Raw genomic sequence first — 12947 nt, 5'->3', positions numbered from 1 at the left:
CTCCATCCTCTTCTTTCCGCAGGCGGTTTCTCGGGTCGTGTCACGGATCGTTTCGCGGATCGCCGTCGCCGGGAGCGGAACCCGTTGCGGCCTCAGCGACGCCGCCGCAGCTCCGCCCAGTGCGTGAGCGCGTTGCCGAGCCGCACGTTGGGGAGCGTGATGGCGGTCACCGAACCGTTCAGGACAACGCCCCTGAGCCGGAGTTCGAACGAGAGGACGTAGTCGGTCCGGTTCGCGTCCCCGGTGCCGATGTCGCCCTTGAAGCCGCCGCGCAGATACTCGCCGTCGAAGCGCGCGTTGTTGAGCAGCGTCCAGAGCTGGTCCCCCAGCTGGACGTGGGCGCGGCCGCCGTCGTCGATCGCGAGCGCCAAGCGGTGCGGGCCGAGGTGCGTGTGCACCTCGCCGACCCAGTCCCCGACGAGATCCGGCATGGGCGTGAACTCGATCAGGAGCGCGGCCCCGTCCCCGGCGTCCTCGAGGATGCCCTCGCGCTCCAGGCGGTGGGCGTCGGGGAGTTCCGGCGGCGGCGGCGGCGGCACGGCCTCCGGGTACAGCGTATGCCAGATGAGATTCGACACGTAGCCGGTGAGGGGCGACGCGGAGTTCATGAGGACGACGACGGCGGCGTTCTCCTCCGGGGCGATGGCGAGTTCGGTGCGCACGCCGCCCATCCCGCCGCCGTGTCGCTGGAGCCGGAGGCCGCCCGGAAGCTCCCGCATCACCCAGCCGAGCCCGTACGCGTCCCCGGGGGCGCTCTCCCGGATCGGCCGCCGCATCGCCTCGATCGCCGCGTCCGAGATGATCCTCCGTTGATACCCGAGATCGTGGCCGAGGTGGAACATCCCGAAGCGGACGAGGTCGTGGGCGCTGCTGAACACGGCGGAGCCGCCGGGATGGTCGAAGTCGTAGAACGGGATCGGACTCTGGTCCGTCGCGTAGCGGGTCGCCGTGAACTCCTCGAGGCCGGGGCCGATGTCGACCGAGGTCCGGGTGAGGCCCAGCGGCTGGAACACTTCGTCGCGCATGAAGTCGGGATACGACTGCCCCGAGACGCGCTCGATGATGTAGTCGAGGATCCCGTAGCCGAGGTTCGAGTAGTTCCACCGTTCGTCCGGCGCCGTCACCAGGTTGGCGTAGCGGCGGATCGTCTCGTCCATATGGGGCCGCCGGTACGGCTCGTCCTCGTAGAAGAACTGGTAGTGGAGGGGAAGACCGGCCGTGTGACTCGCCACATGTCGGACCGTGGCGCGGCCCGCGTCGAAAGCCCGTCCGTCGATCTTCGCGGGACCCAGGTAGTCGTTGGCGGGCCGGTCGAGGTCGATCAGACCGCGTTCGACCAGGACCATGAGACCCGTCGCCGTGATCGGCTTCGAGATCGATGCGAGGGAATACATCGTGTGTTCCGTGGCGGGGATCCGCCGCTCCCGGTCCGCCCACCCGAACCCTTCCTCCCACACGATCTCGCCTTCCACGGCGACGGCCACGGCCATCGAGGGCTCGTCCCAGGCCACGAGCGCGCTCCGGATCTCGCTCCGCACGGACGCGAAGTCGGGCGTGGTCTGGGCCCCGGTCTCGGTCGGGACGAACCCCGAGACGACGAAACAGAGGACGCCAGGACCCAGGACCGCGGGTCGCGGGCGGCGGAAATATCGGACGGACCTCTTCATACGCGTCTCCTCCGGAGGGCGGCTTCGGTGCCGAGCCCGTGGACGGTGGAGCCGGGCGCGGGCGGGCGTCAATGCTGCCGGCTCATTGACCGCCGGGCGAAGCGGCTTCCATGATGCGTCCATGAAGCGACGGGCCGGGCGGCAGCCCCCCCGGCCGGACCTCCAGACACGGCGGGAACGACCATGTCCCATATCTCCGACATGTCCCACATGTCCGAAATCGATCGGCGCACCTTCCTGCGGGCCGGCGCGGCGGCGGGCGCGTTCGTCACGCTGGGCGGGTGCGCGGCCGGCGGCGGCGACTCCGGAGCCCCGGGCGGTGCTGCCGCGGGAGAAGGGGCCGCGGGCGGGGGCGCGGCCGGCGTGCCGGACTTCGCGCTCGACGAGATCACGATCGACGAAGTGCACGAGGGGATGCGAACGGGCGAGTACACCTGCCGTTCGATCACCGAGATGTACCTGGAGCGGATCGAGGCGCTGAACCGGCAGGGTCCGCGTCTGTTCGCGGTGCTGGAGGTGAACCCGGACGCACTCGAGATCGCCGATGCACTCGACCGCGAGTTCCAGGCCGCGGGCCCGCGGGGGCCGCTGCATGGCATCCCGATTCTCCTCAAGGACAACATCGATACGGCGGACGGGATGACGACGACCGCCGGGTCGACGGCGCTGCGCGGATCGATCGCGCCGCAGGATTCGTTCGTGGCCGCGGGGCTGCGCGGGGCGGGGGCGCTGCTGCTCGGCAAGGCGAACATGAGCGAGTGGGCCGGCTGGAAGTCGTTCGAGTTCGGGGCCTCGGGCTGGAGCGGCCGCGGGTGGGATGGCGGCCGGGGCGGCTTCTGCGGCAACCCGTACGCGCTCGACCGTACCCCGGGCGGGTCGAGTTCCGGGTCCGGGGCGGGCGCCGCGGCCAATCTCGCGGTCGCGGCGATCGGCTCGGAGACCGACGGCTCGATCGTCGGCCCGTCGTCGCGCAACTGCCTCGTCGGCATCAAGCCCACGATCGGCCTCCACAGCCGGGGCGGGGTCATCCCCATCGCCCACAGCCAGGACAGCACCGGCCCCATGGCCCGCACCGTGCGCGACGCCGCGATCATGCTCGGCACCATGGTCGGCGTCGACCCCCGCGACCCGCTGACCGCCGCGAGCGCGGGCAACTTCCTGACCGACTACACCGGCGCGCTGGACCCGGGCGGCCTGAACGGCGCCCGCGTCGGCGTCCTGCGCGAGTACGCCGGCTTCGACAGCCGCGTCGACGCCCTGTTCGAGGAGGGACTGGACGTGATGCGGGCCGAAGGCGCGACCGTCGTCGACCCCGTCACGCTGCCCGAGGAGTTGCGGTTCGGGAACGAGCACGAGATGGAAGTGCTGTACCACGAGTTCAAGACCGACCTGAACGCGTACCTCGCCTCGCTCGGGCCCGGGGCGCCGATCAAGTCCCTCGCAGAACTCATCGAGTACAACGAGGCGAACCACGACCTCGAACTCGCCCTCTACGGACAGGAACTCCACGTGCGGTCGCAGGAGCGGGGTCCGCTGACCGACCAGCGCTACATCGACGCGCTGGCCGCCAGCCACAGGCTCTCGCGCGACGAGGGGATCGACCGGGCCATGGGCGAGCACCGGCTCGACGCGCTCGTCGGGATCACGGCCGGCATCCCCGCCCTGCAGGACCCGCTCGACGCCTCGGGCGGGGCCGGCGGCGGGTGCTCCACGCCGCCGGCCATGGCCGCCTACCCCAACATGTCGGTCCCCATGGGCTTCATCGGAGGCCTTCCGATCGGGATGTCGATGTGCGGCCGCGCCTGGAGCGAGGCGACGCTGGTCCGGCTTGCCTACGCCTTCGAGCAGACGACGAACCACCGGCGGCCGCCGACGTTCCAGGCTTCCGTGCAGGTCTGAGCGCGACCGGCGACACCGCCAAGACCGACGACACCGACGATTCCGGCGACGGCGCAGACCGTGACGCTCAGCGACTTCATCGATCGGCACTACCGCCACTTCAACGCAGCGACGCTGCGGGAAGCGGCCCGGGGCTACCGCGACCTGATCGACGGCGGGGGCCAGATGCTGCTCACGCTGGCCGGCGCCATGAGCACGGCGGAACTCGGCCTCTCCCTGGCGGAGATGATCCGGGCCGGGAAGGTGCACGCCATCTGCGCCACCGGGGCGAACCTCGAGGAGGACCTGTTCAACCTCGTCGCGCACGACCACTACCGGCGCATCCCCGACTGGCGCGCGCTCACCGCGGAGCAGGAGAAGGACCTCGAGCGTCGGGGCCTCAACCGGGTCACCGACACCTGCATCCCCGAGGCCGAGGCGTTCCGCGCGGTCGGGGCTCCGCTACTCGAACTGTGGCGGGCCGCAAACGCCGCGGACGAACGACGCCTCCCCCACGAGTACCTCTATCAGCTGATCCGCGACCGCACCCTCGCACGCAGCTACCAGATCGATCCCGCCGATTCCTGGCTGGTGGCGGCGGCGGAGGCCGACCTCCCCCTGTTCGTGCCGGGCTGGGAAGACTCCACGCTGGGCAACGTGTTCGCGGCCGAACAACTCCGCGGCGCCCTGAGCCGTCCGGGACCCGTGCGCGGGGGCACCCAATACATGACCGCCCTCGCGGAGTGGTACGCCCACGCGAGTACGGGCCGGGCGCTGGCGGACCTGCCCGCGATCGACACCGACCACGACGCGGCCCTCGGCGGGCGCGGGGGCGCCGACGCCGGCCCCGTAGGGATGTTCCAGATCGGAGGCGGAATCGCGGGCGACTTCCCCATCTGCGTGGTCCCGATGATCCGGCAGGACCTGCGCCGCCGCTGCCCCTACTGGGCGTACTTCTGCCAGATCAGCGACTCGACCACGAGTTACGGCTCGTATTCCGGCGCCGTCCCCAACGAGAAGATCACCTGGGGAAAGCTGGACGTGGACACGCCGAAGTTCGTGATCGAGTCCGACGCGACGATCGTCGCGCCCCTCGTCTTCGGCTACGTCCTGGGTTGGTGAACGGCCCGGCCCCTCTTATCCCCCGTCATCCCCCGTCCCGGGCCAAGCCCTCGAGATCCCAGCCCTCCAGCTCCTCGATGGTCGGGCGATCCGTCCAGTCGAAGCGGAGCGGAGTGATCGTGATGAAGCCGCTGTCGTACGCCTCCGTATCGCTCCCGGCCGGATAGGGGTCCGGAGCCTCGAATCGAGGGCGGAACACGCGCATGCCCTCCGTCGCCTCCGTCGCCTCCGCCCCGGTGACTTCCTCGTATTCCACGCGGAGGTAGCTCCCGCCCATGGTCCGTGCGGCGACGCCGCGCGTGTCGGCCTCCGTCCCCCGGGGCAGATTGACCGAGTACACGAGGCCGGGGTCCGGCCGCCGGTGCCGGAGTTCGTCGACGAAACGGGCCACGACGCGGGCCGCGTATCCGTACCCGGCCGAGCCGTCCCCCAGCGAGGCCGCCACCGAGGGTATCCCGTGGTACGCCCCCATCATCGCGGCCCCGACCGTGCCCGACATGTGCGACACATCCCCGACGTTCGCCCCGCGATTGATCCCGCTCACGACCACGTCGAAGCCGGATTCGGGCGCCAGCGCGTCGATGGCGAAGAGAACCGCGCCCGCCGGAGTGGCGTCAACGCACCGGCCCGCCAACTCTCCCCCTTCCGGGTAGGCGCGGAGCTGGATCCCCTGGCCCAGCAGGATCGACATGCTGCTCCCGCTTCGTTCGCCGCACGGAGCCACGACCGTCACCGCGCCCACCGCGCCCAGGGCCGCCGCGAGTTCCTGGATGCCGGGCGATTCGATCCCATCGTCGTTGGTGACGAGGATGTGGTACGGAGACGTATCGTCCGCGGCCGCCGCTGGAGCCTCCGACGCCGGCCCACCGCCGCACGCGAGGGTTCCGCAGCACGTGACCGCCATCAGCGCCCGCGTTGTCGCTTCCCTGGCCTTCATCGGCAGTCCCCTTCTCTTCCCCGTGTCATGTGTTGTTCCGGGATCTCCGGATGAATAGTCTCGCCCGCGGCAGGCCACGGGAACACCCGCGAGCCTCCGCGGACGCCTCGGAGTCCCAGCCGTGAGAGGGAAACGTGAACACAACCGCGAACACGACCGCGAAGCTGGCCGGGCTCGTCGTGCTGCTGAACGTCGTGGCGCTCGCCAACGCCCTGCTCTACCCCCGCTTCTTCCGCGAGGGGGCTTGCGTTTCGGGGCGAGAAGACGCCGTCTGAGCGGCATGGGGCACCGGCTTCAGAGTAGCTGGTTCGCGGCCAGGGCGCCGACGTAGGCGAGCGTGAGCATGTAGAAGAACTGCGCCAGCGGCCACTTCCAGCCGGCCGTCTCCCTCTTCATCATCGCGACGGTGGACATGCATTGAAGCGCGAACACGAAGAAGACGAGCAGGGCGACCGCCCCCCCGAAGTCCAGATCCCGCTGCAGGGCGGCCCGCAGTTCGAGGGATGTCTCGTCGCCGTCCTCGATCCCGTAGATGGTGCCGAGCGTCCCGACGATGACCTCGCGCGCGGCGAGCGACGCGACGAGACCCACCCCGATCCTCCAGTCGAAGCCGAGCGGTTCGATGGCCGGCTCGATCACCTGCCCCATCCGTCCGAGCGCGCTCTCCTCGATGGGCGGCGGGCTTCCGTCGATGCGCGGGAACTGGGCGAGGACCCAGAGGACGACGGTCACGCCGAGGATGATCTTGCCGACCCTCCGGAGGAAGATCCTGCTCCGGTCCAGGAGGCGCAGCCCGAGCGAGCGCAGGGACGGGATCCGGTACGGCGGCAGTTCCATCACGAACCCGGCCGGCTTCCCCCTCAGCACCGTGCGCCGCAGGAGGAAGGCCGTGCCCACCGCGGCCGCGAGGCCCAGCGCGTAGAGCCCCAGCATCGTCGCCGCACGGGTGCCCACGAACGGCCCCAGGAGCGGTCGTTCGGGGATGAACGCCGCGATGAGGAGCGCGTACACGGGCAGCCGGGCCGAGCAGGTCATGAACGGGGTGACGAACATCGTGGCGAGCCGGTCGCGCTCGTCGTCCACCGTGCGCGCGGAGAGGATCGCCGGGACCGCGCACGCGTAGGCCGAGAGCAGCGGCAGGAACGCCCGCCCCTGCAGCCCGGCGCGCAGCATCATCCGGTCCGCGATGACCGCCGCGCGCGCCATGTAGCCGGAGTCCTCCAGGATCCCCAGAAAGAGGAAAAGGATGAGGATCTGGGGGAGGAAGACGAGGACGGAGCCCACCCCCGCCCACACGCCGTGGATGAGGAGGTCGCGGAACCAGCCCGCCGGCAGACGGGCCGCGACCCACTGGCCGGAGGAGGCGATCCCGAGTTCCACCCCATCCATGATCGGCGTGGCCCAGGTGAAGATCGCCTGGAACACGAGCGCGGCGAGCACGAGGAACAGCGCCGGCCCCGCGATCCGGTGCAGGACGATCGCGTCGAGACGCTGCGTCAGTCTGGGGGGGCCGGCCGAGCGGTACTTCGCGGCCGCGAGCGCCCGCTGGACGGCCTCGCGCCGGCGGGTGAACGCGTCGAGGAGGGGCAGTCCGGCGCGCCCGGACGAACTCGCCGCCTCCGGCCCGGCGGGCGAGCGCCCCGCCGCCCGGACGGTCACCCGGTCCAGGAAGTCGGCCACCGCGTCGACGCCCCGCCCGGTCCGCGCGTCCGTCCGCGCCACCTCCACGTTGAACGCCGCCGCGAGGCCGCCGTCGTCGAGGCCGCCGCCCCCCGCCTCCAGTTCGTCCGCCATGTTCAGCACGAGGAGCGTCGGGATCGCCCGCTCCAGCACGGGGCCGACGAGCATGAGCTGGGTGTCGAGCCGGACCGCGTCGACGATGAGCACGATCGCCGCGGGCGCTCGCAGCCCCTCGATCCGCCCCTCCAGCACGTCGCGGGTGATCCGCTCGTCCGGGGAACGCGCCGAGAACCCGCTCACCCCCGGCAGGTCGACGATGTCCAGCTCCAGACCCGACGAGAAGCGCGCCCGGCCGACGTGCTTCTCGACCGTGACGCCGGGGTAGTTCGCGACCTTCTGCCGCAGCCCGGTCAGACGGTTGAAGAGCGTCGTCTTGCCCGAGTTCGGCGGCCCGATGAGCGCGACCACCGGCGGCCCGGAACCCGGGACATCCGTGCGGCGGCTGCGATCCGCGCGTGGTGAGGTCGCGACTGGGGACATGAAGGGAACACAACCGATAACGATTATCGTTAGTTGAGACTGGTTCTCAACTGGAGAAGACGCTACTATCTTGCCCGTCGACGGTCAAACCAGGTTAGGGTCAACCCGGCGTGAAGGATGGCGCGAAGGATGGAAGATTGAACGGCGAACTCGCGACGGCCGAAGTGCCGGCGACCCCGGACTCCGGGCACGGCTCGCGCATGTCGCTGATGGACGTACCGCTGCGGAAGGCGGTCGAACTCGAGCGCATCGACGCCCCGAACGAGGAAGTCGAACCGCTGCTCGAACGCGGCATCCTGCCGGGCTGCCGGCTCAGCCGCGTCCGCAACTCCCCCACGGGAGACCCCATCATCTCCGTCGAGGGCACCCTCCTCGCGCTGCGGCGCGAATCCGCCGCGAAGCTCTTCGTGCGCGAGGTCTAGCCGCCCCCTGGAGCTCCCTACGCGTACGGCATGACCGGCACCTTGCCGAGCAGACGCGCGTAGACCGTCAGCGCGCCCCGGTGGTGCGCCGTGTGATCCGCGATCCCGTTCACGATCGCCCCGCACGGTTGGCCTGCCATGATCCGCGGATCCCCGATCGGCACGTTCAGTTCGTCGTCCGAGGCGGAGCCGATGACCTCGATCGCCCGCTCGTAGGCGTGATCCAGCCACGTCATCCCGTCCGCCAGCGACGTGGTCGCGCGCGCCTCCTGAAGGTGACCCTCGAAATCCATGTCCCACCCCTCCCCGAACGCCCCGTCCACGAACCAGTCCACGGTCCCCGCGGCGTGCGCGACGTGGCCCGCGACGGTGAAGAGCCCGGGTTGCGGCGCGAACCCGGAATCGTCCTCGTCGAAGGTCTCGAGCGTCTTCTTGAACAGCTTCACGGACATCGCGAGATCCGCGGCCAGGCGTTCGGCGTGTGACATTGAGTGCTCCGTCGATATTCGGGTTTTATTCGGACGTAAAGACGATGCTTCGTAGCCGCCGGGTTGTCAAGCGAGATTTGGCCGACCTGGCTGGGCTGGCCGGGGCTGACCGGGCTGGCCGGAGAAGTGTTCAGCGGATCCCGACGGGGATTCGCCGCACGGTGATGACCGGAACGTCGAACTCGTCCGTATCGATGAAGGCGACGAGGCCGTCGGGACCGAAGGCGTCCGGCATGGCGAGGAGACCCGAGGCCAGGGTGCCCACATAGCGTCCGTCCGGCGCCAGGATGTCGATGGGGCCCGGCGCGTCTGCGTTGGGCGCCGTGCTCCGCTGCACCCAGAGGGTTCCGTCCCATGTGGTGCGCAGGGCCGCAACCACGGGCACCTGGGAGAAGAACCGCATGTTCTCGACCGCCGCCGGGTCAGCCGCGATCAGGGCGTTCATAAACGCCATATCCTCGGCCGACGGCTGCCCCGTGATGGTGCCTGGCCGGTTCCGCAGCGCTTCGAGTCGGCGCTCGCGCTCCGCGCGTCTCATCGCTTCCGTAGCGGGCATCGGACGGAGGGGTCGACGCAGCACACGGGATACCGTGCCGGCGGGATCGGTCAGCTTGATGGCGTAGGCGGAGGAGTCCGAGAACGCGACCCCGCCCGACGGCAGGACATCGAACAGCAGTTCCGGCGCGAACCCCCACTCCTCCGCGTCCTCGGCGTCGTCCTCCGGTGCACGCGGCGCCCAGGCCTCCACCAGCGTCTCTTCCTTCACCTGGTCCGACGACAGGTCGAAGCGGAGGATGGGGCGCATTCCGGCGGGGGAGTCGTGCCAGGAGGCGCCCACCACGGTCTGGGGGTCGGGTCCCCGCTGGGGTCGCATGCCGCGACCCGCCTCTCCCTTCACCATGCGCTCGAAATCGCCTCCGGGACCGAACACGTGGTATCCCATGTGCATGATGTCCTCGACGAGCGCGCGTCCGTCCGCCCACACGACCATTTGCCTCGGCATCCGGAACTCGCCGGGACCGTCGCCGGGACCACCGAACTCGCCCGCGTACCTGCCCGCTGCGTCCACAACGACGATGCGGGCAGGCCCCCCCGGTCCTCCCGTCGCGTCGAACACGTGGAGGTTGCCCGCGGCATCGAACGCGAGGCCCCGGATGGCCGAGAACTGCTCCCAATCGGGTCCCGCGGCGGCCGATCCAATGCGGTACACCAGATCGAGATCCGATGAAAGGAGGCGATCCTCGGCGGGCAGATCGACCACCTCCTGCGCCTGCAGGCCGATGGCTCCAAGCGCGATCACGAACCCTCCGTGCAGCAGCGTTCCGCATGTGCTACCTGGTCGTGACCTCCGGCTCATCACGGCAACCCCCTTGTCTTGGCGTACGACCCAAGATCCTGGACACCTCACTGCTGTGACACAGGATCTCCGGGCGCGGTTGCTCAGGGGCAGCTGGTGCCTAGCGGATCTCGGCCGGGATTCGCCTCACGGTGATGACCGGAACGTCGAACTCGTCCGTCTCGATGAAGGCCACGAGACCGTCGGGACCGAAGGCGTCCGGCATGTCTGGCAGGGCGGCGACGCCGGGGGCGAGCGTGCGCACGTAACGCCCGTCCGGCGCGAGCACGTCGATCGGGCCCGGTTCTTCTCTGCCCGGCTCAGTGCTCCGTTGCACCCACAGGGTTCCATCCCAAGTGGAGCGTACGGCCGCGATCACCGGCACTTCGGGGAAGAACCGCATGTTCTCGACCGCCGCCGTCTGAGCCGTTCTCATCCTGCTGAATAGCGTCTGGACTTCCGGGGGCGGCTCCCCCCCCGTGATCGAAGTGAACTGCCGGTTCCGCTGCGCCTCGATGCGGCGCTCGCGTTCCGCGCGTCTCATCTCCTCCGTCACCACCAGGGGCCGTATGGGTCGGCGCAGGACGCGCTCGACGGCGCCTGCGGGATCGGTGAGCTTGATGGCGTACGCCGAGGAGTCCGAGAACGCGACCCCGCCCGCCGGCAGCGCGTCGAACAGGACGTTCGGCTCGAATCCCCACACCTCGTCGATCAGATCCTCGATTTCGCCGGTGGTTGGGCCTTGCCCCTCTTGCCCGCGTGGGGTCCAGGGCTCCACCAGCGTCCGCTCCGTGACCTCCTCCGTCGACATGTCGACGCGGAGGATCGTGCGCCCGTCCCGGCCGATCAGCGTGCGAGCGCCGTTCCGCTCCGGTCGGAGGCCGGGGCGACTGGAGATGCCGAAGCCCCCGCCCGCGCCCGCTTCTCTCACCATGCGCTCGAACTCGCCGCCGGGGTCGAAGACGTGATAGGCCTGATGCATCATGTCCTCGATGAGAATCTGCCCGTCCGCCCACACGACGAGTTGCGTCGCCGCGCGGAACTCGCCGGGTCCGTCGCCCGAACGGCCGAAGTCGTTCACGTATCGACCGGCGGCATCCACCACGACGACGCGCGAGGCCGCCCCCATCCCCGCCCCGTCCAGCAGGTAGAGGTTGCCCGCGCCGTCGAAGCCTACGTTCCGGATGCCGGAGAACTGTTCCCATTCGGATTCCGCCGCGGCCGACCCGATCCGGTACACCAACTCCAGGTCCGGCGAGAGGGGAAGATCCTCCGCCGGCAGATCGACCACCTCCTGGGCCCGGAGGCCGGCGGCTCCCAGCACGACCACGAGCCCTCCGGTGAGCCACGTTCCGCGAATGGCATGTGATCGCGATTTCCGATGCATCCCCGTCTCCCTGCGACTGGCTTAGGTTGTTCAACGTGAGGTCGTCGGCGCGGCGGGGCTGTCCCGGAGGACGCCATCACGACGCCACTTACTATGGAGATAGTTGATATGACACGCAAGCTCTCAGCCGGTCCGACGGCCATCCCTCTGATCCCTCTCATCGCCGGAGCCGCGTGGGTCGGCTGCGGAGGAGGAGAACCCCCTTCCGGCGAGAGCGCCGGGGGCGACGCGCCGGCGCAGTTCGAGACGACGGAGGTCGCCGAGGGGGTGTACCAGTTCCGCTGGATCGGGCACAACGCCCTGTTCGTCGCCACCTCCGAGGGTGTCGTCGCCTTCGATCCGATTTCGGTCGAGGCGGCCGCCACGTACGCGGAGGAGATCCGGCGGGTCGCGCCCGAGGCTGAACTCGCGGCCATCGTCTACAGCCACCGGGACGCGGATCACGCGACGGGCGCGGAGGTGCTGCGCGAGGCTTTCGGAGCGGACGTCCCCATCTACGCGCACGAGAACGCCGACGCCCCGCTGCGGGAGGCCGCCGACCCCGACCTTCCCCCGCCCACCTCGACCTTCGCCGAGACGATGACGCTCGCGGACGGCGAGATCGAACTCCACTACCTGGGCCGGAGCCACAGCGACGACATGGCGGTCGCCTTCCTCCCGGCGCACGGCCTCGCCTTCGCGGTGGACTTCGTGTCGCGGGACCGGTTCGGGTACCAGGACCTCGCGAGCTTCCATTTCCCGGACATGTTCGGGGCGATCGAGGGCCTGCTCGAGATCCCGTTCGAGACCATCGTGTTCGGACACGGGCCGTCGGGAGACCGGGCCACGATCGAGCGGCAACTCACCTACTACCGGGACCTTGACGCGGCCGTGCGCGACGCGGTCGAGGCGGGGCTGAGCGAGGATGAGACCGCCGCCACCGTCCTCCTGGAGGACTACAGCCACTGGGACCGCTACGACGACTGGCGCGAACTCAACGTGCGCGGCATGCACCGGAAGCTCTCCGCCGCCGGCGTCGGGGAGAGCGGCGAGGAAGGTGAGGGCGAGCACGGCGAAGACCGTGAGGTCCGCGGCGAGCACGACGGCGAAGGCCGCGAGGGCGGCGGTGAGCACGGCGGTGAGGGCGGGCACGGCAAGGGCGAGGAAGGCGAAGAGTCGGGCGAATACCTCGGGCGGGCCGAGACCTGGGACGCGACGCGTCGCGGGGCGCGGCTGGTCCTCTCGTACGATCCGGCGCGCGAGGCTTTCGCGGGGACCGTAGAGAACACGACGGGTGAGACCCTGTGCGCGGTGCGGGTCGAAGTCCACCTCTCCACGGGAACGGAACTCGGGCCCACCGAGCGGACGGATCTGGCCTCCGGCGGGTCGACCGCAGTCGAACTGGCGGCCGGCGGCGAGGCCTTCGAGCGCTGGACCGCACACCCGGAAATGTCGGCCTGCGCGGCGCGGTAGAGCGGGGACCAGGCGCCGCGGAGACGCGATAGCGCCCG

General features: G+C 70.2%; 11 protein-coding genes. 5 read left to right on the top strand and 6 right to left on the bottom strand.

From position 1 onward, the window contains the following. Positions 1-92: 92 nt before the first annotated feature. A complete protein-coding gene (locus tag ACPXY0_RS01815) occupies positions 93-1667 on the bottom strand; it encodes a serine hydrolase domain-containing protein (protein ID WP_423927913.1) in 1575 nt (524 codons plus the stop codon). Between the two features lie 183 nt (positions 1668-1850). On the opposite strand from ACPXY0_RS01815, the gene ACPXY0_RS01810 reads away from it, so the two are divergent. Further along, positions 1851-3566, top strand: a complete 1716-nt coding sequence (locus tag ACPXY0_RS01810; RefSeq protein ID WP_423927911.1) for an amidase — start codon at positions 1851-1853, stop codon at positions 3564-3566. A 60-nt stretch (positions 3567-3626) separates the two neighbouring features. Further along, entirely contained in the window at positions 3627-4667 is a 1041-nt protein-coding gene (locus ACPXY0_RS01805; protein WP_423927909.1) for a deoxyhypusine synthase family protein, read from the top strand. Positions 4668-4692: 25 nt separating this feature from the next. Here the strand turns inward: ACPXY0_RS01805 and surE are convergent, their stop codons facing one another. Continuing rightward, entirely contained in the window at positions 4693-5604 is a 912-nt protein-coding gene (gene surE, locus ACPXY0_RS01800; RefSeq protein WP_423927907.1) for a 5'/3'-nucleotidase SurE, read from the bottom strand. Between the two features lie 134 nt (positions 5605-5738). Here surE and ACPXY0_RS01795 point away from each other — a divergent pair, with 134 nt between their 5' ends. After that, positions 5739-5879 (top strand): hypothetical protein, encoded by a 141-nt coding sequence (locus ACPXY0_RS01795; RefSeq protein WP_423927905.1) that lies wholly within the window; start codon positions 5739-5741, stop codon positions 5877-5879. Positions 5880-5898: 19 nt separating this feature from the next. On the opposite strand, the gene feoB is transcribed toward ACPXY0_RS01795, so the two are convergent. Then, complete coding sequence (gene feoB / locus ACPXY0_RS01790) at positions 5899-7824, bottom strand: ferrous iron transporter B (RefSeq protein ID WP_423927903.1); 1926 nt, start codon at positions 7822-7824, stop codon at positions 5899-5901. A 137-nt stretch (positions 7825-7961) separates the two neighbouring features. On the opposite strand from feoB, the gene ACPXY0_RS01785 reads away from it, so the two are divergent. Continuing rightward, positions 7962-8246, top strand: a complete 285-nt coding sequence (locus tag ACPXY0_RS01785) for a FeoA family protein (RefSeq protein ID WP_423927901.1) — start codon at positions 7962-7964, stop codon at positions 8244-8246. A gap of 17 nt (positions 8247-8263) precedes the next feature. Here ACPXY0_RS01785 and ACPXY0_RS01780 read toward each other — a convergent pair whose 3' ends face one another. The 3 genes from ACPXY0_RS01780 to ACPXY0_RS01770 form a co-directional block, all read right to left on the bottom strand. Continuing rightward, positions 8264-8734: a DinB family protein gene (locus tag ACPXY0_RS01780; RefSeq protein ID WP_423927899.1), complete on the bottom strand. Its 471-nt coding sequence runs from the start codon at positions 8732-8734 to the stop codon at positions 8264-8266. 130 nt (positions 8735-8864) lie between these two features. After that, positions 8865-10034: a hypothetical protein gene (locus ACPXY0_RS01775; RefSeq protein ID WP_423927897.1), complete on the bottom strand. Its 1170-nt coding sequence runs from the start codon at positions 10032-10034 to the stop codon at positions 8865-8867. 157 nt (positions 10035-10191) lie between these two features. Then, on the bottom strand, positions 10192-11457 hold the full coding sequence (locus tag ACPXY0_RS01770; protein ID WP_423927895.1) for a hypothetical protein: 1266 nt from the start codon (positions 11455-11457) through the stop codon (positions 10192-10194). A gap of 108 nt (positions 11458-11565) precedes the next feature. Here ACPXY0_RS01770 and ACPXY0_RS01765 point away from each other — a divergent pair, with 108 nt between their 5' ends. Continuing rightward, complete coding sequence (locus ACPXY0_RS01765; protein WP_423927893.1) at positions 11566-12909, top strand: MBL fold metallo-hydrolase; 1344 nt, start codon at positions 11566-11568, stop codon at positions 12907-12909. The last annotated feature ends 38 nt before the right edge of the window (positions 12910-12947 follow it).

Origin of the sequence: Candidatus Palauibacter sp., assembly GCF_965237495.1 — a bacterium.
Taxonomy (GTDB): domain Bacteria; phylum Gemmatimonadota; class Gemmatimonadetes; order Palauibacterales; family Palauibacteraceae; genus Palauibacter.
The sequence above is the reverse complement of the archived record's forward strand: the minus strand, read 5'-3'. Positions and strand labels throughout refer to the sequence as shown.